The sequence below is a fragment of the Pseudomonas fluorescens genome, from assembly GCF_000802965.1.
GTDB lineage: Bacteria > Pseudomonadota > Gammaproteobacteria > Pseudomonadales > Pseudomonadaceae > Aquipseudomonas > Aquipseudomonas fluorescens_A.
In genome coordinates, this window is the sequence record NZ_JSAK01000036.1 from 1,631 (window position 1) to 26,321 (window position 24,691).

The 24,691-nt window shown below is 51.1% G+C and carries 23 protein-coding genes; 6 read left to right on the forward strand and 17 right to left on the reverse strand.

All coding sequences use genetic code 11. The annotated features are described in order from the left end of the window. The 4 genes from NL64_RS30735 to NL64_RS31020 all read right to left on the reverse strand — a co-directional run. On the reverse strand, positions 1 to 537 hold a 537-nt coding region (locus tag NL64_RS30735), incomplete at its 3' end, for an IS66 family transposase zinc-finger binding domain-containing protein (protein WP_034151002.1). An 81-nt stretch (positions 538 to 618) separates the two neighbouring features. Next, on the reverse strand, positions 619 to 954 hold the full coding sequence (tnpB, locus tag NL64_RS30740; RefSeq protein WP_034149241.1) for an IS66 family insertion sequence element accessory protein TnpB: 336 nt from the start codon (positions 952 to 954) through the stop codon (positions 619 to 621). Further along, on the reverse strand, positions 951 to 1,280 hold the full coding sequence (tnpA, locus tag NL64_RS29870) for an IS66-like element accessory protein TnpA (protein WP_080758141.1): 330 nt from the start codon (positions 1,278 to 1,280) through the stop codon (positions 951 to 953). Before tnpA ends, tnpB begins: the two co-directional genes overlap by 4 nt. Before the next feature lie 338 nt (positions 1,281 to 1,618). After that, the gene (locus tag NL64_RS31020; RefSeq protein ID WP_155292793.1) at positions 1,619 to 1,735 is read right to left on the reverse strand and encodes an adenylyl-sulfate kinase; all 117 of its coding nucleotides are present in this window, start codon (positions 1,733 to 1,735) and stop codon (positions 1,619 to 1,621) included. A 67-nt stretch (positions 1,736 to 1,802) separates the two neighbouring features. On the opposite strand from NL64_RS31020, the gene NL64_RS31025 reads away from it, so the two are divergent. Further along, complete coding sequence (locus NL64_RS31025; protein WP_367379626.1) at positions 1,803 to 2,207, forward strand: SGNH hydrolase domain-containing protein; 405 nt, start codon at positions 1,803 to 1,805, stop codon at positions 2,205 to 2,207. Then, a complete protein-coding gene (locus NL64_RS31030; RefSeq protein WP_367379627.1) occupies positions 2,207 to 2,440 on the forward strand; it encodes an SGNH hydrolase domain-containing protein in 234 nt (77 codons plus the stop codon). Before NL64_RS31025 ends, NL64_RS31030 begins: the two co-directional genes overlap by 1 nt. Positions 2,441 to 3,356: 916 nt before the next feature. Here NL64_RS31030 and NL64_RS26380 read toward each other — a convergent pair. Next, positions 3,357 to 5,663: a DUF7024 domain-containing protein gene (locus NL64_RS26380; protein ID WP_253277114.1), complete on the reverse strand. Its 2,307-nt coding sequence runs from the start codon at positions 5,661 to 5,663 to the stop codon at positions 3,357 to 3,359. Positions 5,664 to 6,353: 690 nt separating this feature from the next. Between NL64_RS26380 and gmd the strand changes: the two genes are divergently transcribed. From gmd to NL64_RS26400, 4 genes are read left to right on the forward strand one after another with little or no spacing between them, the layout of a single operon-like run. After that, complete coding sequence (gmd, locus tag NL64_RS26385) at positions 6,354 to 7,385, forward strand: GDP-mannose 4,6-dehydratase (protein ID WP_034151005.1); 1,032 nt, start codon at positions 6,354 to 6,356, stop codon at positions 7,383 to 7,385. Further along, the gene (locus NL64_RS26390) at positions 7,385 to 8,281 is read left to right on the forward strand and encodes a GDP-mannose 4,6-dehydratase (RefSeq protein ID WP_034151006.1); all 897 of its coding nucleotides are present in this window, start codon (positions 7,385 to 7,387) and stop codon (positions 8,279 to 8,281) included. Before gmd ends, NL64_RS26390 begins: the two co-directional genes overlap by 1 nt. A 1-nt stretch (position 8,282) precedes the next feature. Next, positions 8,283 to 9,428, forward strand: coding sequence for a glycosyltransferase family 4 protein (locus NL64_RS26395; protein ID WP_034151007.1), 1,146 nt, complete (start codon positions 8,283 to 8,285; stop codon positions 9,426 to 9,428). Next, positions 9,425 to 10,537, forward strand: coding sequence for a glycosyltransferase family 4 protein (locus NL64_RS26400; protein WP_034151008.1), 1,113 nt, complete (start codon positions 9,425 to 9,427; stop codon positions 10,535 to 10,537). Before NL64_RS26395 ends, NL64_RS26400 begins: the two co-directional genes overlap by 4 nt. A 336-nt stretch (positions 10,538 to 10,873) precedes the next feature. Here the strand turns inward: NL64_RS26400 and NL64_RS26405 are convergent, their stop codons facing one another. From NL64_RS26405 to NL64_RS26460, 12 genes are all read right to left on the reverse strand, one after another. Continuing rightward, positions 10,874 to 13,357, reverse strand: a complete 2,484-nt coding sequence (locus NL64_RS26405; RefSeq protein ID WP_034151009.1) for a glycosyltransferase family 4 protein — start codon at positions 13,355 to 13,357, stop codon at positions 10,874 to 10,876. Continuing rightward, the gene (locus tag NL64_RS26410) at positions 13,357 to 14,820 is read right to left on the reverse strand and encodes a class I SAM-dependent methyltransferase (protein WP_034151010.1); all 1,464 of its coding nucleotides are present in this window, start codon (positions 14,818 to 14,820) and stop codon (positions 13,357 to 13,359) included. The genes NL64_RS26405 and NL64_RS26410 overlap by 1 nt, the downstream gene beginning before the upstream one ends. Continuing rightward, positions 14,817 to 16,034: an ABC transporter ATP-binding protein gene (locus tag NL64_RS26415; RefSeq protein ID WP_034151011.1), complete on the reverse strand. Its 1,218-nt coding sequence runs from the start codon at positions 16,032 to 16,034 to the stop codon at positions 14,817 to 14,819. The genes NL64_RS26410 and NL64_RS26415 overlap by 4 nt, the downstream gene beginning before the upstream one ends. Further along, positions 16,031 to 16,825: an ABC transporter permease gene (locus NL64_RS26420; protein ID WP_034151012.1), complete on the reverse strand. Its 795-nt coding sequence runs from the start codon at positions 16,823 to 16,825 to the stop codon at positions 16,031 to 16,033. Before NL64_RS26420 ends, NL64_RS26415 begins: the two co-directional genes overlap by 4 nt. Positions 16,826 to 17,083: 258 nt before the next feature. Continuing rightward, a complete protein-coding gene (locus tag NL64_RS26425; protein ID WP_034151013.1) occupies positions 17,084 to 18,445 on the reverse strand; it encodes a phosphomannomutase/phosphoglucomutase in 1,362 nt (453 codons plus the stop codon). A gap of 126 nt (positions 18,446 to 18,571) precedes the next feature. Then, positions 18,572 to 20,014 (reverse strand): mannose-1-phosphate guanylyltransferase/mannose-6-phosphate isomerase, encoded by a 1,443-nt coding sequence (locus NL64_RS26430; protein WP_034151014.1) that lies wholly within the window; start codon positions 20,012 to 20,014, stop codon positions 18,572 to 18,574. Positions 20,015 to 20,455: 441 nt separating this feature from the next. Further along, a complete protein-coding gene (gene rfbA / locus NL64_RS26435; protein WP_034151015.1) occupies positions 20,456 to 21,346 on the reverse strand; it encodes a glucose-1-phosphate thymidylyltransferase RfbA in 891 nt (296 codons plus the stop codon). Then, positions 21,343 to 22,236 (reverse strand): dTDP-4-dehydrorhamnose reductase, encoded by an 894-nt coding sequence (gene rfbD, locus NL64_RS26440; protein ID WP_034151016.1) that lies wholly within the window; start codon positions 22,234 to 22,236, stop codon positions 21,343 to 21,345. Before rfbD ends, rfbA begins: the two co-directional genes overlap by 4 nt. Further along, a complete protein-coding gene (gene rfbB, locus NL64_RS26445) occupies positions 22,233 to 23,309 on the reverse strand; it encodes a dTDP-glucose 4,6-dehydratase (RefSeq protein WP_034151017.1) in 1,077 nt (358 codons plus the stop codon). The genes rfbD and rfbB overlap by 4 nt, the downstream gene beginning before the upstream one ends. 227 nt (positions 23,310 to 23,536) lie before the next feature. Beyond that, positions 23,537 to 23,776 carry a LapA family protein gene (locus tag NL64_RS26450; protein WP_034151018.1) on the reverse strand — a complete coding sequence of 80 codons (240 nt, stop codon included), beginning with the start codon at positions 23,774 to 23,776 and terminating at the stop codon, positions 23,537 to 23,539. 27 nt (positions 23,777 to 23,803) lie between these two features. Further along, on the reverse strand, positions 23,804 to 24,100 hold the full coding sequence (gene ihfB, locus NL64_RS26455) for an integration host factor subunit beta (RefSeq protein ID WP_003369729.1): 297 nt from the start codon (positions 24,098 to 24,100) through the stop codon (positions 23,804 to 23,806). 152 nt (positions 24,101 to 24,252) lie between these two features. After that, positions 24,253 to 24,531: a hypothetical protein gene (locus NL64_RS26460; protein ID WP_034151019.1), complete on the reverse strand. Its 279-nt coding sequence runs from the start codon at positions 24,529 to 24,531 to the stop codon at positions 24,253 to 24,255. Positions 24,532 to 24,691: the final 160 nt, after the last annotated feature.

Sequence of the window (24,691 nt, forward strand, 5' to 3'; positions counted from 1 at the left end):
GCCTTTGTCGATGACATGCGCCGGTACCGGTGCCTGGATCAACGTCTCGCACTGCTCACAGGCCCATTTCCCACGGATATGACGTTCGACGGTAAACACGCCGGGGGTGTAGTCGAGCTTTTCGCTGGCATCTTCACCGATGCGCTTGAGGGCGCAGCCGCATTGGCAATGGCTGTTGTCCGGTTCGTGGTGGATCAGCGTACGAGGAAACTGCGCTGGCAGCGGCGCACGCTTGGGTTGCTGACGCACTTTGGCCGCAGTCGGCGTTGATTGCAGTGCCTCAAGTTCAGCTTCGATAGCCGCGATGTCGGTGTCGATCAGGTCATCGAGCAAGCTAGCTTGAGCAGGGCTTAGTTGTTCGCTGCGCTTGGCAAACTTGAAGCGCTTGAGCAGCGCGATCTCATGGGTCAGTTTCTCGTTGACTGTTTTGTGATGGTGGATTTGTTTGTCCATCGTCTCGACGCGCTGCATCAACTGCGCGGCCAGAGCACGCAGTTGTTCAGGGTTCAGTTGGTCGAGATTCGGGGCGGAAGTCATGCCGCTGATTTTGCCAGAGCAGGCATTAGGCGACGATAGGTTGATCGGACAATTGTGCTGGCGAGCTGGCCATGACAGAACTTAAAGCACAGTGATGACGCCGCCGGCACCGACTCTTTGCCACGGTAATCCGAGTATCAGGGCCTGAAGTTGCTCGGCGTCTAATTCAAGCTCTGAACCGTGTCGGACACCCGGCCAGAAAAAGCGCCCCTGGTGCAATCGACGTGCTGCCAGCCAGATGCCGACGCCGTCATGCACCAGCACTTTCATCCGATTGGCGCGGCGGTTGGCGAAGAGATAAGCACAATGCGGCTTCGCCGCACCGAACACCGCCACCACCCGCGCCAGCGCGGTGTCAGTGCCCGCACGCATGTCCATCGGTTCAGTGGCGAGCCAGATCGAATCGATGCGAATCATCGCAGTAAGTCGCGGAGAAAAGCAGTACACGCCGCAGCATTTTCCGCCGGCCAACTCACAACTACCGCCCCCCTCAAGTGAGGGACTTCGATGCGGATTGTGGCAGCAAGAGCTTGAGGCGATGTCGACGGCGATACCTTGACCGGAATAAAGGAAGTTTGCAGTGCCAGGTTTTTCTGCTCATGCACTCGAATCCACTTATGAACTAGATTGGCGTTGAGGTTGTGGGTCAGAGCAACACTGGCAATCGAAGTGTCAGGCTGCGCACATTCGGCGATGACCTGGGCCTTGAAGGATTTGGAATAGGAACGACGTTCTTGTGGCATGGGGCGTCCGCTTAAAAAGGCTGGAAATTGGTGTCCACTTAAAATGAGGTGGACACCTTCGCCCTAAGCGTTGCAATCAGGAAGGTGTGTTGGCCGGACGGTTACTGTGGATCGCCTTATCAGACAGGTGCGCCAGAACAAGGCCAGCCCCACCATTGCCTGGAGTGATCGGGCTAAGTTGGCGAAGAACAGGTCGGCTTGAAAAATATTGAGTAGGTCTTGCAAGCACCTTGCAATCTTTGCTCACCTGTCCGAAAGACCGGTCAGGTGAGCGATTCCATTAGACGTTTAAATATTCAATGATACTTGTTACATTGTCTTCCACAGCTTGTCTGGAGTTATCTATAGTTAAAGCGGATGCCGGCGGTATACCGAGATGAAATCCCGGTAAAATTCGTCAGCGAAACGCTACGCGCCTTTCGATAAAGTCCTTTCGCTTCAATACAACCATGCAAAAGATTATCTTAATGGTTCGTACTTTCTGCGCCCTGAACAAACTTTAACTGATGCACTTCGTAGCGGTTGCCTTCCAAAAGCCAGTCAAAAAGTGCCCTACTATGGGGGGATAACTATGCTATTCATATATACCCTGGATTAAAACCATTTTTTGAAGATCGAGGGTATTCCCCAGGCACACTAACCTCCTCAGGCTGCCCACCGATATTAGATTTCGACGAATATCTTCGACCAAACTGTCGAGCCTCTAACGATCACGATTTTGAAACAATCAAACAACTTCACCCATCGCTGGTCATTATGAGTACCATTTGGCCACTAACCCCTGACACTAAAGAAAACCTCAAAAAAACAATCGACGAACTTTCTAATTTAGATATCAAAACAGTTGCCCTCGGCACATCACCGATATACAAACAAAGTGTTCCTTTGCTGCTGATTAAAAAGTCGAAGCTGGAGAAACTGACATGATGCCATCCGATGAACTAGAGCTCTCGTCGATTATAAACAGTAAAGATGCCGTTTCTGCAGTAACAATACCCACAACCGCCAAATTCGTAGATGTATTCAAGATCATTTGTCCAAATGACAAATGCCCTATGGCCGACACTGACGAAACGCCCTATTACTACGACATCCACCATTTTAGTCCAGCGGGATCAATGTATTTCACAAAAGTGATTATGCCTCACATTATCAACTAGGATATCTGCTTACTTAGCCCTTGGCAGTGATTGCCAAGACGACTTTAGCTTTATTTTTTCGATATCGAAATCTTTTACATATGCTTGGCACGCCGCCAGTGCGATCAGTCCCTGAGTGTCGTCGTCAGTGATGGCAACAATTCTTTGAGCATGCACTCGGTCAAGTCGTATGCACACTCCTTGACGCTGCAGGCCACCAAATACGTGGAGGGCTTACCGCCTCATCGTTTTACTGGGCCGCCATGGTATCGATGTCCCGCGTCAGGCCTTGGCCCGCTAGGTTATCCTGTGTGACGAACACTTGCAGCCACCGTTGAATTTAAACTCGTCCAACGGAGCGACGGCCACCGCTCAACTTTACAGCGAGGTCGAAACTGCCTCAACTAACAGCTAATAGCTCCAGTGCGTGGCTGCGCCACGCACTGGAGCACCTGCCGACAAAATTTTCGGTTGATTATTACGAAACTGTACTGCCCTGGAGCTGCTCACCATTATCGCGTAGTTAAACGCGCTATCCATCTTGAGGCTGCCGGAGTTTACGGTGAGATTAAAGAATAGGAGCGGAGCAACGATCATGGGATACGACGAAAAACTGATTGAATGAGTTGTGCTCATTGATCGCATGCGACAGATCCAGCTCAAATTCTATCCGCTCAATGAAAATATTTTTGGGCGAGAGTGTTCAAGTCGCAGAATTTGAAAAAGTGGCCGAGGTCGAGCAGGTCCTATTGAACAGACATAAAAATCCGATGCCGGAGGTCTGGCATCGGATTTTCGTTGCCGACCTTAACTTAAATGCTTAGGTGAACAGCATTAAGCCATAATGGCGAGGCTTATTAGCTCAGTAAAGATCAGGCTTTGTACGCTGACAAAAGAAATCAGCTATGAAATACTCAACAAACAAAGCCTGTCCCTATCATTCAATTCGCAGGGAAACGAACCCTATTCCCAGCTTGCGCTCATCACCATTTACACCTACTTGCTTGGGAGAAACAGGAAAAGGCGGGAAGAATGAAATGCTATCAGCCGAGTCACCTCGGAGATCTACATCAAGCCGCACCTCTGAAACTCCAGCACCCAGCGTGATCTCATACTCATGATTACCGATTAGAACTTTAATGGGCTCATTTACATTAGAAGCAAACGCCTGCGCAACCAAAACCAATGTGAATTTCTGCTGAAGTGGTGAATTCAATTCGATGCGGGCACTATGAGCAAGATTCCTGTCAGACCAGCGCCCGAACGATTCCACGCCTGAAAAGCCCTTGGCATTTCGAACAAATATCGGCCATCCAGGTAGAGTAAAATCAATTCCATCGCGCAAGCTGGCTGAATAACGCACACCTAAGTGATCGGCAAAATACCCCGACCGTTCCATTATCTGCTCGGCATTCAACCCAGCTAGATTAGTACTTGCAGACGGACTCAGCCTAAAAAACACAAGTTCTCCATTCGCGCTAATGAGCGCTGGCCCCCCCCCGAGTATTGCTGACAAACTATCGACCAACGACTTTGCATTATCCTTGTAGCCGCGTCGGTCTATATAAATGCCAGAGAACCCCAGTCGCTTTATGACATCCAACTGTTTTCCAATAGTTTCTTGAGAAAGCGAACGATAAAACATATCGCCGTCTCGCCCCCTCATCCCCCCAAAACTCCAATGGAGAGACTTCGAATGTAATACACCCGTAGCCAACTGGTACGCAGACAACTGATACAGCGGTGGGCTCTCAGGAAATGCTACGTACGGGAGCTGGTAGATTGCAGCCCCTTCAGGCAACGACTTCTCGATTGAGGCGATAAAATCTCGATCGCTTTCATACACAGCCTTTGTGTTCAAGTTACATCCCACACAAGCAGGGACTGTTTGATCATACAAGCCCACGCACAGCACAAGCGATGCTACCACCAATGAAACAAGCCTGACCTTTGATGAGTATTTTTCCAAGAGAATCTGTATTGCCACAAAAAAAATTAAAATAGTCCCAAATCCGACAAAAACGCTAATTCTATTCCAAGCCCTAATAGAGGAAGAAACAAAGGAAGAAAAGACCGCACCCAGCCCCCCAACAGTACCAAACATAAATAGAACGAAAAGGACTGCAACCAAAAAGGTCAATTTACTGTTAATTTTCAACCCAGCGAGAGAAGACATCAACAGCACAAAACTCACTAGCAGCCCTAATGAGCCAACAACGCCAAGTACCGATGTTGCATTTTCATTAATTAATGGATAATTTGAATTATAGTAGTTAGTAAATTTTCCAACCCAGGAGATTCTATGATCAGCCCGAGGAAGAATAAGCTGCATCAACTTAAAACCATATACCTCCGACTCCATGGGCATGCGTTGAGCGACTTCTGGATTAGCTCCATTTTGATACTTCCCAATAATATTTGGAACGATGTTGAGCGCCACCCCTGCCACCAGTATAGAAACAACAAGTAGTGCACGCACTGGTGCGTTTAGTTGGCGTGTTTTAAACCATCCAAGCACCCCCCCCAAAGAAACAATGATCACGCCGAATAGCGTGTAATACACACCAAACGATGAAATTGCCAGCAATCCTAAAACCAAAGCCACCCGTTTCAACCAAGTGGATAAACCTTTCTTTCGCCAGTCGCCATCACCGGAAAATTGAAAGACAAAAAACGACAGGTAAAAGAAAAAAGGCGCCACGAAATACCATGCGTAGAATAAGTGTCCAAGCCTCATAAAATGAAATGGTAAAAACGCAAATAGCAACGCACCCACAAACGCAAAAGAACGAAACAGACCAAACGCCCTGCCTACAATATACGAAGAGACAAACACGGCAGGAAAGCTTGATAAAATATACAAATTCAACGCCGTAAAGGTACTACCCGACAGCAGCGCGAATAACTTAATTACAAAAAGACTGCCAGCGTCCGCGCCTGGGTAATCCAAAAAGCTTGATCCAAACGGATATCCACTTCTAGGGTTATCAAAAATCCACCCTTCTGAGACCCGTTGCGCCAACCAAGTGTATGAGAGTGAGTCACCGGCATAAACGTATGGAACATTGATATTTGGCCATAAACCCGCCGGCCAGCCCCCCATCAAAATGTTCGCCAAAAATAATGAAAAAAGAGAACCAAGAAGGATTAATTTCCAATCATCCCTGAAAACCGCTGATAAAGGCGCTACCCCCGCATATTCATTTAATTTTGGCGCCCGACAGAGCTCGCTGCTTGAAGTCACAGTTGTCAATCCCTATATAAAAATCACTATTAATACGCACTAACTGAATACCATCTGACTGAACTACCAGCAGCACGCTTCGCACTTGTGTATGCACAGCCCAATATAATCTCTCAGCATACCCAAAAATAATTAGATAGCCAAGCATGCCAGGTGTTCGCGAAAACGCCACCGCAAAGGGGTAAGAACGGCGTACACGCGGTGCGTAGCGCTCAACAACTCAGTTAATTTCGCAAGACGTTGGAGCTAGCGCTCATGGGAGTTTTTTTTTCGCGCAGAAGCACAATTGCAGGATTGCCAAAGCACTTGCGGATCTGATCGGGGCCAAGGGATCGGGGGGGAATTAACCAACTCGGTCCTGACTCACTAAGCCCGTCGCGGCGGCGTAGTTCTGGTCCTTGCCAGATTTTTCCGCGAATGGTGACGCATCCCTGCACCGGGCATTATGGCTGGAATATGAAAAAAAATAATAAACAACGTTGCGGAGAAAGCCGCCGGTGCCTATTTTGCAGCCTCTACACCCATAAGGAGGATAATGCGTGCAAAATCCTTCTTAGTACGGCGCCTTCATCTGTGGGAGCACATTCTGTATGATCTGCACGATTATGAGGCTCAGTTGGTCGGAGCCTTTGTCGCATAATGCACAAATAAGCCTTTATTAGGCACTCGAATGGAGTTTAGAGGATTCGCATGAAAGCTATCGTAACTGGCATCACTGGGCAAGACGGCGCCTACCTGACAGAACTGTTGCTGGGCAAAGGCTATACGGTATATGGCACCTACCGTCGGACCAGTTCGGTCAATTTCTGGCGTTTAGAAGAGCTCGGCGTGAGCCAGCACCCCAACCTGCATCTGGTCGAGTACGACCTAACCGACCTGTCAGCCAGCATTCGTCTGCTTCAGACCACTGAAGCCACTGAGGTATACAACCTTGCTGCTCAGAGCTTCGTGGGTGTATCGTTCGATCAGCCATTGACCACTGCGGAAATCACCGGTTTGGGTTGTGTCAATCTTCTGGAAGCGATCCGTATAGTCAACCCGAAAGTGCGCTTCTACCAAGCTTCGACTTCCGAAATGTTCGGCATGGTACAGGCCATTCCTCAAGTCGAAACTACGCCATTCTACCCGCGCAGCCCATATGGCGTTGCCAAGCTGTACGCTCACTGGATGACAATCAACTACCGTGAGTCCTACGGCATCTTCGCCACCAGCGGCATCCTTTTTAACCACGAATCGCCACTGCGCGGTCGTGAGTTCGTGACTCGCAAGATCACCGACTCGGTAGCCAAGATCAAACTCGGCCTGCTCGACAAGATCGAACTGGGCAATTTGGATGCCAAGCGCGACTGGGGTTTTGCCAAGGAATACGTGGAAGGTATGTGGCGCATGCTGCAGGCTGATGAGCCGGACACGTTTGTATTGGCGACTAACCGTACCGAAACTGTACGTGATTTTGTCTCGATGGCATTCAAGGCAGTCGGCATCACTATTTCCTGGAGCGGTGCTGCTGAAGACGAACTGGGCACAGATGCAGCTACCGGCAACGTGCTGGTGACCATCAATCCAAAGTTTTACCGTCCGACCGAAGTTGAATTGTTGATCGGTGATCCTGCCAAGGCCAAGACTGTGCTGGGTTGGGAACCAAAAACCACACTGGAAGAGCTGTGCCGGATGATGGTCGAAGCTGACGTTCGCCGTAATGAAAAAGGATTCTCGTTCTGATGAGTATTGCCAGTAAGCGCGCGTTGATTACGGGTATTCAAGGTTTCACGGGTCGCTACATGGCTGCCGAACTTAAGGCTAACGGCTATGAAGTGATCGGGTTAGGTTCCCAACCCTCCGACGAACCTGGTTATCACCAGATTGATCTGGCGGATGGCGCTGCTCTTCGTGATTTACTGGCAACCATTCAACCTAACGTTGTAGTGCATCTGGCGGCATTAGCATTCGTGGGCCACGGCGCTGCCGACGCGTTTTATCAGGTCAACCTGATTGGAACGCGTCACTTGCTGGAGGCAATTGATTCCTGTGGAAAGGAGCCAGATTGTGTGCTGCTCGCTAGTAGTGCGAACGTCTATGGCAATGCCTCTGCGGGCCTGCTGAGCGAGTCGACGATGCCGGCACCCGCCAACGATTATGCAGTCAGTAAGCTGGCCATGGAGTTCATGGCCAGTCTTTGGCATAACCGCTTGCCCCTTGTTATCACTCGCCCGTTCAATTACACCGGTGTCGGGCAGAGTGACAATTTTCTGCTGCCGAAGATCGTCTCGCATTTTCGTCAACGCGCAGCCAAAATTCAGCTTGGCAATCTGGATGTCTCCCGAGACTTCAGCGATGTTCGAACCGTGGTCAAGGCGTACCGAGGCCTGATTGAGGCCCGCCCCCTTGGGCAAACAATCAATGTCAGCTCGGGTAACAGCCATTCTCTTCGAGAAGTCATCGATATGTGCGCCACTATCACCGGACATCAAATCGAAGTTGAAGTGAATCCAGCATTTGTCCGTGCCAATGAAGTGAAAATCTTGTGCGGTGATAACACCCGTCTGATCGAGTTGGTCAATGGATGGCAAACACCCCAACTCGAAGAAACTTTGAGCTGGATGCTAACGGCGAAATGAAATGAAGGTAGTTTTATCTGTTGAGCCGATCCGTTTTCCGTTGACTGGTATTGGTCGCTACACCTATGAACTCGCGCTACGACTTCAACAAAGCCCTGAAGTTACAGATCTTCAGTTTTTTGCAGGGCGACGCTTTTTGCCTGAGTTGCCGACGGCTGCAAATGAATCCGGTAGCGGCTATCGTCTGAAACGTTTAGTTCAGAAAAACTTTCTAGCGGTAGAAGCTTACAGGCTAATCATGCCAGCGCTTCGCAAAGCTGCTTTGAAAGGGCATGAAGAATTTCTATACCACAGCCCCAATTATTATTTGCCTCCATTTGCCGGTCGTACCGTGTCGACTTTTCACGATCTGTCGCCATTCACTTGGGCGCATTGCCACTCGCCACAACTGGTTCGATACCTGCAAAAAGAGTTGAAGACAACGATGGTCAGGGCTGACGCCCTGATTACGGATTCGGAGTTTACTCGCCAGGAATTGGCGAATTATTTTTCGTGGCCTATTGAGCGGATACATACCGTCCCCCTCGCCAGCTCCCCCGAGTTTTATCCAAGGCCAGCCGAGGCAATTAACGGTACCTTGGGCAAGCACGGATTGCAGGCAAATGGTTACACCTTATTTGTCGGGACCATCGAGCCACGCAAGAATATAGAAACCTTGCTGACGGCTTATAGCCGACTCCCTTTAGCGCTAAGAATACGCTGGCCGTTGATCTTGACTGGTTATCACGGCTGGCGCAGTGATGCCATCCATCAGAAACTCGAAAGTGCGAGGCGCGAAGGTTGGGCCCACTACCTCGGTTTTGTCCCGAGCGAGGATTTGCCTTTGCTCTTCTCCGGCGCACGACTGTTCGCCTTTCCATCGCTGTATGAGGGATTTGGCTTGCCAGTCCTTGAGGCCATGAGCTCGGGTGTGCCGGTCGTCTGTTCGAACAGTTCTTCGCTGCCTGAAGTGGCCGGGGATGCCGCATTGATGTGCGCCCCGATGGATGACATCGAATTGAGCAGACTCCTCCAGATTGGGCTGACCGATGACGCGTGGCGCCAGTCTGCCATTACCAAAGGATTGAGACATGCCGAAAGTTTTTCGTGGGAGCGATGCGCCCGAGAAACTATGCAAGTCTATCGAAGAGTAATCGACGGAAAATGATCAAGGTTCTTCACTTTTTTAAAACCTACTACCCCGAAACGATGGGAGGGATAGAACAGGTCATTTTCCAGATTGCGCAGGGTGGTGAAAAACATGGATTTTCATCCGAGGTGCTTTACCTCAGTGAGCGGGGCGCCGCTCGAAATGAAACCGTGGGCAATCATTTAACGCACCGATCGAAACTGGACTTGCATGTTGCCTCCACCGGATTTTCACTATCGGCATTCAGGGATTTCTCTGAGTTGGCGAAAGAGGCTGATGTGGTTAACTACCACTTCCCTTGGCCATACATGGATATCGCGCACTTTGCTTCGTGCCACGGAAAACCCTCTGTTGTCAGCTATCACTCAGATATCGTCAAACAAAAAACACTGCTCAAGCTTTACAAGCCTCTAATGAATCGCTTTCTATCCAGCGTGGATTGCATCGTTGCGTCTTCGCCCAATTATGCGCATAGCAGCTCTGTCCTCACACAATTCAAGGATAAGGTCGAGATCATTCCGTATGGCCTGGACCGGGCAACCTATCCTGCCGTGGACGTACAGAAGCTCGCTTACTGGCGCAATAAAGTCGGTGAAAAATTTTTTCTATTCGTCGGCGCGCTGCGCTACTACAAGGGCTTGGATTACCTGCTGCAGGCAGCAAGCACTACACAGTTGCCTGTTGTAATTCTGGGAACGGGGCATCTTGAGAGGGAACTCAAGGAACAAGCATTACGGCTCAGACTGTCCAACGTATATTTTTTGGGCGGATTGGAAGACGCAGACAAAGCTGCGTTGATCACGCTATGCCACGCCTTTGTATTTCCGTCGCATCTTCGATCCGAATCGTTTGGGATCTCGTTGTTAGAAGCCTCGATGTATGGAAAACCAATGATCTCTTGCGAAATCGGATCAGGCACAACATATATCAACATTGCTAATGAGACCGGCCTTGTCATACCTCCACGAGACTCGGCTGCATTAGCCCACGCTATGACCGTCCTTTGGCAAAACGACGAGATGGCTGCAGCGATGGGGCAGAGCGCAATGCATCGTTATGAAAACGTATTCTCGGCCGAAACCATGGTCAAGGCCTACGCTGCAATTTACCAAAATCTGTGCAACTGATAACTACAAGTCCAAGCATCATGTTTGCTCCGATGTTTGATTTACTTGCAGTGGTTTTCAGCGTAACCGTCCAGGCAACTGTGTTTCTCTTTTCTGCGCTTTCGAAGGTCTACTAAAAAATGGCTGACTTAGAAACCTAAAAAATATTGATACTCTTCAGCCATCGAAGAAATGTGCTAATGCCAAAGCACCACAGTAAGCGCTGCCCCACGCCGCCTGCAATACATCAAGTGAATAGAGCACGCAGGGCAATATGCCACCCTAACACCAACCTCACTGGAATCTCCAAGGAGATTCCAGTGAATACGTCAGGTTTTTAGCAGGGGGGCAGCTGCTTTATATCAGCACAGCTTGTAATTGCTTGGCACTTTCTTCCCACGTCAGCCAAGGCATTGTCAGCGACTCCGGATGCTCACCGCGTTCGAATAACTGCAGCCAGGTCCTAATGAATCGCGCTAGATCTACCCCGGACATCCCTTCGAAATAAAACGCATGTTCGCCTGCAATTTCCCGGAAAACCGGAAGGTCGCGAACGATCATCGGCAGATGATGTTGAGCCGCTTCGATCAACGGAAGACCAAAGCCTTCACCTTCTGACGCTGCGATCAGGCAGGTCGCTGCTGAATAGATTTTTTCCAAATACTCGTCACTGATGCCCTCCAGCCAAAAAAGTGTCTTTCCTTTTGCTGGATGGGTGTTCAGACGCGCCACTAGGTCGTCAACCAGCCAGCCCCTCTTGCCGACGATGACCAGATTGATTTGATGACCTTCTTCCCACAGCGTTTCGAATGCAGCTAGTGTTTGAGCATGACCCTTACGAGGCTCAATGGTGCTGACCATCAAAAAACTTGGCCTGTCAGACAAATGACTCAACAGCGCCTGTGCATCCTCGGGCAGCCCCAGGGATGGCAGACTGTTATTGATATCAGCCCCCAAATGGAAACTTTTAACCGCTGGTTTGTTGCCCCCACACCTGTCCGCGTTGAACGACAGCCACGCCTCCATTTCCCCAGCCACTGCGCCTGAAATGCAGATCAGGTTACTTGCAACCATACTGATCTTATGCAGCCAGTCGTTAAAGAACTCGGCATTTGGCTCAGGCCACCAGTCAGGGCGATGGAAGAGTAACAGGTCATATACGATGTAATTAACCTGCACACCCATAAGCCGCATTTGGCAGTGCAGCGGATAAAGCTGACTGGTCAAATGCATATTCAAATCCAGGGATAAATAAATATCGTGCTGCGCGTAGTCAATCTCGGCATCTATCGTTTCAGGGAACTGAGCATGGATGCGTGAGGCGAAGTTATTGGCGTAATAATATTTACCATCAGCATAATAAACCGGACGCACGCTCAGACCCGCTGGCGGTGCGCTCAAAAACTCATGTAGGAGACTTCGCACAACTCGCTGAATGCCTGACTTTGCATCACTGTGAACAATGCACGAGACATCAAGCAGAAGTTGCTTTTCTTCATCAAGGTTTGCAAAGTTAAAGGCAATACTTTTCGCCACCTTGAATAACTCGTTATCGTCAGGCTGATTCTCTGAGAGCGAAACTAGGCGTTGTTGCAATGTAGCGCTTGAATAACCAGGTGCATCTACAGCGGAAGGACATGCCCCTCGTTCTAACGCCGCAATGGCCTTTTTGGCAGACTCGTCCCAGGAAAACTTCGTGAGTTGCTCGGCGGCATTTGCAATCAACTGAGCACGAAATACTTGATTTTCCAGCGCTTCGAATATCTTCTCTGTGATGGACTGAGCCGAAAGTGGATCAAATAAGGCGTCCGCAAATCCAATAACTTCCGGAATGCTGCTGCAGTTCGAACCAATTACCGCCGCACCACACGCCATCGCTTCGAGCACTGGAAGGCCGAAACCTTCGTGAGTAGACGGGAAGACAAATAGCTTGGTCAGCGAGTACAAAGTGACTAGATCACCGTCATTCACATAACCGGTCAGGACCAGCTCAGTGGGTTTCACCGAATATTTTTTCGCAAGAGCGAGTAGCTCCATTCTTTGCTGAGGCTGCAGCTTGCTTACGATGACCAGTTGATGCTTATCTTTTAGGGAGTCAGGGAGCTTGCTGTACGCCTCGAGAAGCCGACCGAAATTTTTCCGAGGATCAAAACCTCCCGGTGCGTACAAGATGAACCCGCTTTTTATCCCAAAGCGGTCCATTACTATCTGATTCTTGTCCAAGTCCAGCTTTTCGCAAACAAACTGGTCGCCAATGGCAGCCGATATGTTCGCTATTTTGGCCCGGTCTATATCTAGATAGGTGACGGCTTCCTGACGTGATGAATCAGAAATTGCCAACAGCGTATCCGCGTTTTTCAACCAGTCAATTTTGCGGTAGTAGTAATCCTGAAGCTCGAGTGTTGGGAGGTAAACCTCCTTGTTCATAAACGGAATCAGGTCGTACAGGACCACCGCAGTCTGGTATTTTACAGGGATTGCTCCAATCGAAGTAACGGCGTTAGCCCTATAGCCTTCGAACAAACTACTAACCACAACTGCGTCCGGCTCAAGACTACTTAGAAAAGTTTCGCGGACAACCTCAGAAGCGCGGGCCAACCATGGGCTCAGGCTTGCATCATCAGGTACATCATAGATACGGATTCGGCTCTCGGGTATCAGACCTGAAAAAGCGGCCATGATATCGGGAATACTTTCTGGCATGCGGCTGTTCAACGCCAACCATATTTCATGGCCGCCAGGGTTGCGCGCCATTGCCAGCGCCAGCGAAAGAGAATAACGACCGATGCCTCGATAGCGACTTTCAGACTGGGCGCCTTGCAGGTCAATAACAATACGCATCAGCGGTTTTCCTTTTGCTCAAATGCCAGCTTCAGTTCGCGATAAATACGGGCCACCCGGGGGCTTGCAGTCAGGATACTATCCTCGGACGTCTCTACCGGGGCGCTCTGTATGCATCCATGGCGCATGGCGAATTGCCTCATAAACCCAAACAGCCTCGGGTATGACTTGATCTTATTATTGATGCGCAGCTGCAGACCGGGCCGATTCAAGACAAAGCGTATCGAGCGGAACAACAACGAACGTATGACGCGTTTGGCCAAGCGCAAGGGAAGTCTTATGGCCCAACTGAACAGAGACTTTGAAGTACGTAAAGGCGAGGTGATCCGCCAGGATGTGCTGTTCATGAGAGCCGCTATCTGAGCTTCATTGGCTATGGCCTGACTCCGCCAATGGTGCTCATTTTTTAACGATTCACTCAGACCAGCGGTGAGTTCCTGTACCCCCCCCTGAAGATTATTCAGTTGCGCACGCAGCTCAGCGGTAGTTGCGCCACTCTGCTCTATCCAACTCGCAAACTGCGCGTAATAACGCCAGGACGTGCTGTCCACGAGAGCCGCTATCTGCACTTCATTGGCATTGGCCTGACTCTGCCAATGGAGCTCATTTTTTACCGATTTTTTCAGATAAGCCTTGAGCTCCTGTAGTTCACCCTGAATCTGATTCAGTTGTTCACGCAGTTCTACGGTAACGGCGTCACTCCGCTCCATTTGATGCGAAAGCTGAGCGTCATAACGACGAGCCAGCGTCTCAAGCGACAATCCGTAATCTTGAGCAAAGACAGCGTCGAACTTTTCCATCTGTTCAGGGGCTCCTTGTTTTTGCGCGATAATTGCGTAGTCCGGACTGACGCCATGCAAGACACTCATAAGGTCAACGGGCCCACCTTCAGCAAGCGCAGCTGACTCTTGTAGTCGCAGCAGCTTGGAGCGGTTAAATCCGGAATACTCAGTCAAGAAGCTCAAGAGTAGATGCGGGATTGGGCGCTCATGAGTGGGGTCTAGATAGAAAGTCTGAGTGCCTACCACCAGATTTTCCGCATTCGGGGTTTCCAGGATGAGCAATCCGGCAGGCTTGAGTACGCGCAGCGTTTCAGCAACCAGTACTTTCAAATCATCAAAGGGAATGTGTTCGGCGATATGGAAACCTGAGACTAGGGCCAGGCTTTCATCCGGCAAGCTTTTCAGCATTTCCAGCGCATCACCCTTCTCAGCCGGTAATCCCAACGCATGGCAAGCCTCAAGCATGCCGGTGTCTAGATCAACACCGAGTGGTTTGAAGCCAGTCTCAACCAATATCCCCAGCCATTCCCCGCGACCGCACCCCAAATCAAGTGCTCCGCACTTCGGATAAAGCTGCATGATAGGTTCAAGAAAAGGCACATAGATTTGCTGCCGCTCATGGATCAACTCACGCGAACCGCGATAACGGTCTTCAAAAGCTCGGTAGAACGGAATGCTCATCGGCTGCACTCCACACTCGGCGGCATCCAGGCCAGCCCGACAAACACACTTTGAGAAATATTGACTACGTTGAACACGAGCGTTAAATCCACCCATTCATAATTACGTGATAAATGACTGTCCGCTGTGTGCAATGCGACGGCGACGGAGTAGGACCCTACGCCGAGATTCGCTGCAAAAGTGAACGAATAACTCACCGTTTCACCCGCTTCCAGACTGTCGATTTTACATCCCAAATGATGACTATTGGTGCCAAAGACTGGCTGCCCCAGCCGGTCCTTGATGAGATAACCAACGACCAATTCTGGAATTGCACTGTTGATCCTTGTGCTGATACGCAAGGAAACGTTTTCTCCGACTGACACATACTCGATAGGGTCGCCTGCAGCGTTGTGCAAAGTGACAGATTCCACATTCGCTTCTCCAGTTCCGGATCGGGTCTGTATAGAGCCGTCTTCCAGTTCACGGAGTTGCACCGTTGAGTTCTCTTTTTCGGCGATCAAAGCGTTGTAGTAGTCCATGACTTCTTCGGGCTTACCGTCTTTTAAGACAGTGCCTTTTTCAAGCAGAATCGCGCGATTGCACAGCGCCTGGATCGAGCCACGGTCATGGGAAACGATAAGTAGCGTGGTGCCCTTCGCTTGAAATTCGCGAATACGATCAAAGCTTTTGTGCTGGAAGTAACTGTCACCTACCGAAAGCGCTTCATCCACGATCAGAATTTCAGGACGAATTGCAGTGGCGACGGAAAAGGCCACACGCATTTGCATGCCACTTGAATAGGTGCGCACGGGTTCGTCGAAATATGAGCCGATTTCGGCGAAAGCCTCGATATCATCAATGACATCACGGATTTTCTCAGCGCTGAAACCCATCAAGCCAGCAGCGTGGAAAACGTTCTGGCGACCGGTCAAATCAGGAGTAAAACCCATGCCCAACTCAAGAATGGCAGCGATACGACCGTTAACCTGAACGCTGCCCTCCGTGGGTTGCAAGGTTCCGGTAATCATCTTCAGCAGCGTAGATTTTCCCGCACCGTTTTGGCCAACGATACCGATGGCTTCTCCCGGGGTAATGGAAAAGTTTATGTGCTTGAGCACCCAATGCTCTTCACTAGGCTTGGTAGGCAGCCCAAACCAACGGCCAATGCGCTGAAGTTCAGAGGCGTAGACCCGATAAGCCTTGCCTAGGTTATTTACAGTCAGCAGGCTCATAACACGTCCACCATTTCCGGCGCGGCGCGGCGGAACATAAAAAGCCCTAACAGCATCAAGCCCAAGGCAATTACAGTGGTCACAACAATTTGCTGGATATCGGGGGTTTTAGCGTATACCAAAATGTTATGGTAAGCGCTGACGATCGGGAACATGGGGTTCATATCCATGTAGCTTCTGAAATTTTCAGGAATAATATTGATCGGGTAAACCACAGGGGTGAACCAGAACCAGACTTGCAGCAAGATGGGTACCACTTGGCCTACGTCCCGAATGAAGACGTTCAGTACGCCGAGAATTAAGCCAATGCCAACAGCCAGAGCAGTGACTGCAACCGTCAACGGAATGAGCCATAGCATTTGAAGGCTCGGCCATTGACCCAGCAGAGCAAAAACCGCCAACAGCGCGACAAACAGCAACACATAATTGAGCAGGCTCGATCCCACGACAATTACCGGCAAGGTAATACGCGGAAAGCGCATTTTTTTCATGAGGTTGCCTTGGTCGATGAACAAGGTCAAGCAGCGCCCGATGATCTCCGAAAACAGGCTCCATGCCAGCATGCCCGCCATCAAGTAGAGGGCGTACGCGTACTTGTTATCGATCCCGGGCAGCTTTGCTGCCAGCACATTGGAGAGCACCAGAGCATAAATAGCGACCTGGGCCAGAGGATTGATGATCATCCACAGGCCGCCTAAACGGCTACGAGCAAAACGGGCAGAAAATTCATTATGGACGGACGAAAAAACGAATCCCCGGTAATCCCAAAGGCTTTTGAACAGCTCCAACATTCCTGACTCCTGGTAAAAGTGAAGCCAGGTTGCTTCACTCTTGGCGATTCTGAATCGTGCGATTTACAGCTAAGTCTCAAGGTCTCCGGTAAACGATACGGTTGCGCTACCAGAGATGAGAATCCAGACCAAACCCTCGGTGGATTTCTTTGAGATGCACTATATAGTTTCCGCTTAGACGAGCGGACATTTCACCAGGGATAGAAGTCTTTTTCAGAGATTCCATCGCTCCATACCCCTTCATCATACTGAACGTACTTATCCCCGGATCAAACCGGCAATTTCCCCCACATAGCGCACAACAAGTTCTTCATTCGCGCGACTCTCTACATTCAGCCGTAGCAATGGTTCCGTATTGGATCCTCGCAGGCTGAAGCGCCAATCGCCAAACTCAAGGCTGATCCCGTCTGTTTCATCGATAAGCGGGTTGCTCGGCAGGAAGTGTCCCAGCACCTTTCTTAAGGTCTCGTTCACATCCGTCACACGATAGTTAATCTCCCCACTGCAAGGAAAGGCCTCTATTCGTTCGTCGACCAACTGTGCAAGGGTTTTACCGGTTTCGGACAACAACGCAGCCACCAACAACCACGGAATCATCCCACTGTCGCAATACGCGAAATCCCGGAAGTAGTGGTGAGCGCTCATTTCGCCGCCATACACCGCATCTTCCTCGCGCATGCGTTCCTTGATAAACGCATGCCCGGTTTTGCTTTGAACGGCGATACCGCCCGCCTGCTCTACCTGCTCGATGGTGTTCCAGGTCAACCGTGGGTCATGGATGATCTTGCTGCCAGGATGTTGCTTGAGCAGCACCTCGGCCAGTAGACCGACAAGGTAGTAACCCTCGATGAACCGACCGTCTGCATCGAAGAAGAAACAACGATCGAAGTCACCATCCCAGGCTAGGCCCATGTCGCACTGGTTCGCCAACAACGCCTGACGAGTCAGTTCACGGTTTTCCGGCAGCAGCGGGTTAGGTACACCGTTCGGGAAATGCCCATCAGGTAGTTCATTAATGAACACCCACTGCAACGGCAAGCACGCAGCCAATGCGTGCAGCACGGGGCCCGCAGCGCCATTACCCGGGTCGGCAAGGATTTTTAGGGGGTTCAAGGCGTTAACGTCGACGTACGTGAGCAAATGATCGATGTAGGCGGCCTTGTCGAAGGCTTGACGAATCTCACCTTTCACCACTGCGGCAGATCCCAGATCGCCTTGGTCGACGCGTAAACGGATGGCATCCAGACCGGTATCCCCGCTGATAGGGCGGGACTCGGCCTTGACCAGCTTCATGCCGTTGTAGCCTTTGGGGTTGTGGCTGGCGGTGATCATCACGCCGCCATCGACTTTGTAGTGACTGGTGGCGAAGTAGACTTCCTCAGTGCCGCAAAGTCCGATGTCGATCACATTGGCACCCGCCTCAGTGATGCCGCGCATCAGCGCTACCGCCAAGGGAGGGCTTTCGAGTCTCATGTCCTGGCCGACCACGAAGGTTTTCCCTTGCAACTCGGTAACGAGTGAACGGCCTATGCGGTAGGCGATGTCTTCGTTGAGTTGAGCGGGAACTTGGCCACGAATGTCATAGGCCTTGAAGCATTGCGTCACGATAGGAGGATACATTCTGCTCACTAACTGAAATGTCCGATGCTGCCCTGAGGCGGCAACGGCAAGAATGGATCGCCAGGGCCTGATGCCACTGGCGCGCTGCCCCCGCAAGGCGCGGGGCTCGCATCGGGTTCAGTGTCGTTACTTGTCGACGCGACCGTAGTTGTCTTCGAAACGCACGATGTCATCTTCACCTAGGTAATCACCGCTCTGCACTTCGATCAGCACCAGATCGATTACACCCGGGTTCATCAAACGGTGTTGATGGCCGGCCCGAATAAAGGTGGACTCGTTGGTGTTCAACATCAGTTCTTGCTGATCGTTGACCACCACTGCCATGCCGCTGACGACGATCCAGTGTTCGCTTCGGTGGTGGTGCATTTGCAGGGACAGGGACGCCTTAGGCTTGACCACAATCCGTTTGATCTTGAAACGCTCGCCGTTTTCCAGCGTGGTGTAAGTGCCCCACGGGCGATGCACTGTGCGGTGCAGCAAATGAACAGTGTGGCTGCAGGCCTTGAGCTGATTGACGATATGTTTTACGTCTTGGGCGTGGTCCTTGTGAGCGATCATCACCGCGTCCGGAGTGTCGATGACCAGAAGGTTCTCGACCCCCACCAGCGCAGTGAGTCGACCTTCGCTGTTGACGTAGTTATTACGCGAGCCATGGGATAGCACTTCGCCTTCAAAGCGGTTGCCGTTCTCATCAGGCTCCGTCAGCTCACTAACAGCGTTCCAGGAACCGATGTCACTCCAGCCGATGTCGCATGGGACGGTCGCTACTTTGGAGGATCGCTCCATCAACGCGTAGTCGATCGAGATGTCCGGCACCTCTGCGAAGGCATCGGCATCAAGCGCGAGGCAGCGGTATTTGGCGGATGAAGAAAGGCGCGATGCTTCAATTGTATTGCTGACCGCTTCTACTACGTCCGGAGCGTGCTGGCGAAGTTCTTCTAGAACAGTCCCCACGCGGAAGCAGAACATCCCGGAGTTCCAATAGTAGTTGCCTGCACTGACATAGTTTTGAGCGGTTTCAAGATTAGGTTTCTCGACAAAGCGCGCCACTTTCAAGCCGCCTTTCAACGGGGCATCTTTTTGCGCTTCGATGTAACCAAACCCTGTTTCAGGGTACGTCGGCTGGATACCGAAGGTGACCAGCCAGCCTTCTGAGGCTAGCGTCATGGCGCTAGCTACGGCTGCGGCAAACGCTTTTTCGTCTTTGATCAGATGGTCAGCCGCCAGCACCAGCATTTGGGCGTCGGGACCGTGCGTGGTTTCCAGCTGAAGCGCAGCGGCAGCAACGGCTGCAGCCGTATTGCGTCCGAAAGGTTCCAGGATGAAGCTTTGAGCGTGCTTGGTTGTATTGACTGCGCCGTACTCGTCTTCAGTCTTGAACAGGAGTTCCCGGTTGGTCACCGTTAGAACTTCCACAACACCTTCCAGACGCGAAGCACGAAGGAAGGTTTTCTGGATCAGATTCTGGCCATCTGGCAGTTCCATAAACGGCTTTGGATGGGCTTCACGAGAAACAGGCCACAACCGGCTGCCCACTCCGCCAGACAAAATTACGGGAATCAGTTCCATGCTCTAAATCCTTAATCCCCCTCTGGCAGATACGTCCAGAAAGTGGGGCTCAGTTATGTTTCCGGTCATTGTCGCATCGTTATCAATGCAAATACTTTGCTTGAAGCGATTGCAACGGTGACAGCTAGACTTCGATCCGAACCCATCGGCTATTGTGCCTGGAGCCTTCCCGAATTGACGCCTCTACCACTTATCGGATCTTCCTCCCTCCTAACGCTTTTTCTGGGCGGTAATCTCAACAATGGCGCCCTTCCTTTAAAAGGAAAAGCGGGTCAATTTAGATTGAGATGCAATGCGTAACGGGATCAGATAATTCTGTCGGTCATTCTACAAGGTAGTACCGCGAATTAATAACTCATGCGTCGACCGACGATAAAAAATCTTTTGATAACAAACAAGTGCGCGCCATCAAAATAACATCATTCTCCAGCATCGATCAAATCAATGGCCAAGGGCATCCAAAAGCTTTCCCAAGTATTGACCATAACCAGTTTTTCCTAGGCGTCGAGCCTGTGCGGACAGTTCAGCTGCGGAGATCCAACCGCTGTTGTACGCAATCTCTTCCAGGCAAGCTACCTTCAAGCCTTGGCGCTTCTCGATGGTATGCACGAAATGACTAGCCTCAAGCAGCGAGTCGTGAGTCCCTGTATCCAGCCAAGCAAATCCGCGTCGAAGCATTTCGACTTTAAGGGCCTTCTGCTCAAGATAAACACGGTTTACGTCGGTGATTTCCAGCTCACCGCGCTCGGAAGGCTTGATGCTCTTGGCGATCTCGACAACCTGGTTGTCATAAAAGTACAAACCGGTCACCGCATAATTGGACTTGGGCTTCAGCGGCTTTTCTTCGATGCTCAGAGCCCGACCGGTTTCGTCAAATTCAATAACACCAAAACGCTCTGGATCTGAAACGTGATAGCCAAATACGGTTGCACCTTGTGTTTGACTATTGGCGGAACGCAAGTGGTCCGTGAAGTATTGACCATAGAAGATGTTGTCGCCCAGAATCAGACAGCACGGATCGTCACCAATGAACTCCTCACCGATTATGAAAGCCTGTGCCAGGCCATCCGGGCTTGGCTGTTCAGCGTAGGACAGCTTGATGCCATACAGACTGCCATCCCCCAGCAGTTTACGAAAGTTTGGCAAGTCGTCAGGCGTGGAGATGATCAGAATCTCCCGCATTCCCGCCAGCATCAGCACTGACAACGGATAAAAGATCATCGGCTTGTCGTAAATCGGCAGCATCTGTTTAGACACGCCAAGAGTCAACGGATGCAAACGAGTGCCTGAGCCGCCAGCGAGGATGATGCCTTTGCGATTTATCGTCGTCATTTATTCAAAACTTCCCTAAGCATTCGGGTTACACCACTTTGCCAACCCGGCAAGTGTAGACAAAAATTGTCACGCAGTTTCTGAGTACACAGTCGCGAATTCAGAGGACGACGTGCCGCTGATGGATAAGCGCTGGTTTCTATAGGATTGATCGCCGTAACCGCGAGCTGCACGCCATTCGCTTGAGCGAAATCGACTACATAGCTGGCATAACCGTGCCACGACACTTCGCCGCTCGCCGTCAAATGATAAAGACCCGCCAGTTCCGGCCGCTGCAAAACCTGCTGGATCGCCAACGCAGTGACATCAGCAATGAGGTCAGCGCCGGTTGGAGCCCCTATCTGGTCGGCGACTACGTCCAAGGTTTGTCGCCCCTGGGCCAGGCGCAGCATGGTCTTGGCGAAGTTATGGCCACGAGTGCCATAAGCCCAACTTGTGCGAAAGATTAGGTGCTTGCAACCGGACGAGAGAATCGCGCGTTCGCCAGCCACTTTACTGATGCCATATTGGCTCAAGGGCGCAACCGCATCGGTCTCCTTCCAGGGTGCCGAACCATGGCCACTGAAGACGTAGTCGGTCGAGTAATGAATCAGCCAGGCATCTATAGACGCGGCCTCCTCAGCCATCACATGGCAGGCATGACCGTTCACACATTCAGCCAGCTCAGCTTCAGACTCAGCCTTGTCAACTGCGGTATAGGCAGCAGCGTTGACGATAATGTCGGGCATGACCCTTCGAATGGTCGCGCGCAACGAGTCGAGATTAGACAGGTCACCGCACAAGCAATCGACCGCATGGCGATCAAGGGCGATTAACTCGCCAAGCGGCGCGAGGGAACGCTGCAGCTCCCAGCCTACCTGGCCGTTCTTTCCGAGCAGAAGTATTTTCATTCCTTGCTCGAGCGATCTGTGTAGTTCTGATCGATCCACTGCTGGTAGCTACCGCTCTTCACGTGAGCGACCCATTCAGTGTTGTTGAGGTACCACTCGACCGTTTTGCGGATACCGGTTTCAAACGTTTCTTCCGGCGTCCAACCCAGTTCACGCTGGATTTTGCTTGCGTCAATCGCGTAACGCTGGTCGTGCCCTGGGCGATCCTGAACGTAGGTGATCAGGCTGGCATGTGGGCGGTGAGCAGAATCGGGACGAAGTTCGTCGAGCAGTGCACACAGGGTATGCACTACTTCGATGTTTTGCTTTTCGTTATGGCCACCGATGTTATACGTCTCGCCGATCACACCTTCGGTCACGACTTTGTACAGTGCGCGGGCGTGGTCTTCGACGTAGAGCCAGTCGCGGACCTGGTTGCCTTTGCCGTAGACCGGCAGTGGATTGCCTTCCAGTGCATTGAGAATGATCAGCGGGATCAACTTCTCAGGGAAGTGGCATGGGCCGTAGTTGTTCGAGCAGTTGGTAACCAACATCGGCAGGCCGTAAGTACGGCTCCATGCGCGAACCAGGTGATCGGAACTGGCCTTGCTGGCGGAGTATGGTGAACTTGGCTGATACGGCGTGGTTTCGGTGAAGAGGTCTTCCGGACCTTCAAGGTCTCCGTAAACTTCGTCAGTCGAAATATGGTGAAAGCGGAAGTTGGCTTTACGCGCATCGTCCAGCGCAGCCCAATAGTGTCGCGCAGCTTCGAGCAAGGTATAAGTGCCGATGATGTTGGTCTGGATGAATTCAGACGGACCAGAAATTGAGCGGTCGACATGGGACTCTGCGGCTAGGTGCATGATCGCATCCGGCTGGTGCTCACGCAGGACGCGGTCGACTTGACTGCGGTCGCAGATATCGACGCGTTCGAATATGTAACGCGAGTTCTGACTAACTTCGGCCAATGACTCAAGGTTACCGGCGTAAGTCAGCTTATCGACGTTAACGACAGCATCGGTAGTGTCGGAGATGATATGACGGATGACTGCCGAGCCGATAAACCCGGCGCCGCCGGTTACTAGAATTTTCACGCTAAACCATACCCTTTAGTTACTGACAGGACCGCCAACCGAGCACTGTCCAATCCGTGAATGCAAACGCCATAAAGTCAGCTGTGACTTCTGACAGTCATTCGGAACCGATGCAGGAATATGCCGTTATCGGATAAGCGCAGCATTTTACAGCTTAATGACAGTTTTACTAATGGATGCGGACGAGCCTAGGTGCAAATTCAATTTGCGCCCCGCTTTAATCACAATCAAACAAGACGCTTGCGTGAAACCCTGGACGAGCGCCCCAGAAACCAGCCAAGTATCGGCCCGATCACCATACCGATCAATAGCGCGAGAACCATCACCAGAGAAACTGGCAATTGCGGCCCGGCCCAACCGAGAAACGACAGAGAAACCGATTGTTGATTTTCGAGAACGAACGCGAGAATCGCCAGTACCAGTACAAGCACGAAGACCCCAAGAAGCACTCGCTTGAGATTACGCATGAGCTACACCTTGATGATCGGCGATAGTCAAAGCCCTTCCTCCTCATCCTCGTTCACACGATCACGCAATTCTTTACCCGGCTTAAAGTGCGGTACGAACTTACCGTCGAGGCTGACGGACTGGCCGGTTTTTGGATTGCGACCAACACGCGGTGCGCGGTAGTGCAAGGAGAAGCTGCCGAACCCACGAATCTCGATGCGATCACCGGTGGCCAGGCATTGGGACATTTGTTCGAGCATGGTCTTGATGGCCAGCTCCACATCCTTGGATGAGAGCAGCCCTTGATGGGTGACAATTCGTTCGATCAACTCCGACTTCGTCATATTTTTCCCTTCTTTTTCAAGCAGCTAGATCAGCGCTTCAAAGGTTTTAGCACGCCCGGATGATTTTGAACAGTCCGAGTTTTGACATCCTTCCACCCTTTAGGAAATGCCCTGCTCCAGGGCGCAGGAGGACATTCGCCAACACTCATCTCTTACCTACAAATAACCAGCATCGTGCGCGTCAGATAGCCTGCCGGGTTGAAACCAAAGGGAAATTCATCCTCATCTTTAGCATCATCAGACCTTGCTACAACCTTGTACTCGGACGCCTTACATTCCTTGGCTGCTCGCTTCTGGCACTTCTCCCACCCAGAGCCAATTCCTGAACAATCGATTTCAATACCACTGACACCACGCACCGCATGGGTCCTGGCATTAGTGCCACAACCCGCCAATGTCAGTCTTGCTAAAGCGACAATGAGCTTGTTCATTCACCTCCTTATGCCAGGCACCCTGCCCAACCACCACTCACTTTAGATCTAAGACTAGCTACAAATAAACGATTGATCCGATTAAAGAAAGAGACAGCCTGGCGAAGCCTTTGGTTTCATCGGACAAGCACTGACGCTCGAACCACGCCTCCATCCCACT

Bases quoted from the DNA above. Each gene is read 5' to 3' on its own strand.
- NL64_RS31030 (WP_367379627.1), top strand. From the start codon at position 2,207: ATGCCATCCGATGAACTAGAGCTCTCGTCGATTATAAACAGTAAAGAT.
- tnpA (WP_080758141.1), bottom strand. From the start codon at position 1,280: ATGCCACAAGAACGTCGTTCCTATTCCAAATCCTTCAAGGCCCAGGTC.
- NL64_RS26410 (WP_034151010.1), bottom strand. From the start codon at position 14,820: ATGAGCATTCCGTTCTACCGAGCTTTTGAAGACCGTTATCGCGGTTCG.
- rfbD (WP_034151016.1), bottom strand. From the start codon at position 22,236: ATGAAAATACTTCTGCTCGGAAAGAACGGCCAGGTAGGCTGGGAGCTG.
- NL64_RS26420 (WP_034151012.1), bottom strand. From the start codon at position 16,825: ATGTTGGAGCTGTTCAAAAGCCTTTGGGATTACCGGGGATTCGTTTTT.
- NL64_RS26460 (WP_034151019.1), bottom strand. From the start codon at position 24,531: ATGAACAAGCTCATTGTCGCTTTAGCAAGACTGACATTGGCGGGTTGT.
- tnpB (WP_034149241.1), bottom strand. From the start codon at position 954: ATGATTCGCATCGATTCGATCTGGCTCGCCACTGAACCGATGGACATG.
- NL64_RS26405 (WP_034151009.1), bottom strand. From the start codon at position 13,357: ATGCGTATTGTTATTGACCTGCAAGGCGCCCAGTCTGAAAGTCGCTAT.
- ihfB (WP_003369729.1), bottom strand. From the start codon at position 24,100: ATGACGAAGTCGGAGTTGATCGAACGAATTGTCACCCATCAAGGGCTG.
- NL64_RS26430 (WP_034151014.1), bottom strand. From the start codon at position 20,014: ATGGAACTGATTCCCGTAATTTTGTCTGGCGGAGTGGGCAGCCGGTTG.
- NL64_RS26425 (WP_034151013.1), bottom strand. From the start codon at position 18,445: ATGTATCCTCCTATCGTGACGCAATGCTTCAAGGCCTATGACATTCGT.
- NL64_RS26390 (WP_034151006.1), top strand. From the start codon at position 7,385: ATGAGTATTGCCAGTAAGCGCGCGTTGATTACGGGTATTCAAGGTTTC.
- NL64_RS26400 (WP_034151008.1), top strand. From the start codon at position 9,425: ATGATCAAGGTTCTTCACTTTTTTAAAACCTACTACCCCGAAACGATG.
- gmd (WP_034151005.1), top strand. From the start codon at position 6,354: ATGAAAGCTATCGTAACTGGCATCACTGGGCAAGACGGCGCCTACCTG.
- NL64_RS26415 (WP_034151011.1), bottom strand. From the start codon at position 16,034: ATGAGCCTGCTGACTGTAAATAACCTAGGCAAGGCTTATCGGGTCTAC.
- NL64_RS26395 (WP_034151007.1), top strand. From the start codon at position 8,283: ATGAAGGTAGTTTTATCTGTTGAGCCGATCCGTTTTCCGTTGACTGGT.
- NL64_RS26450 (WP_034151018.1), bottom strand. From the start codon at position 23,776: ATGCGTAATCTCAAGCGAGTGCTTCTTGGGGTCTTCGTGCTTGTACTG.
- rfbA (WP_034151015.1), bottom strand. From the start codon at position 21,346: ATGACGACGATAAATCGCAAAGGCATCATCCTCGCTGGCGGCTCAGGC.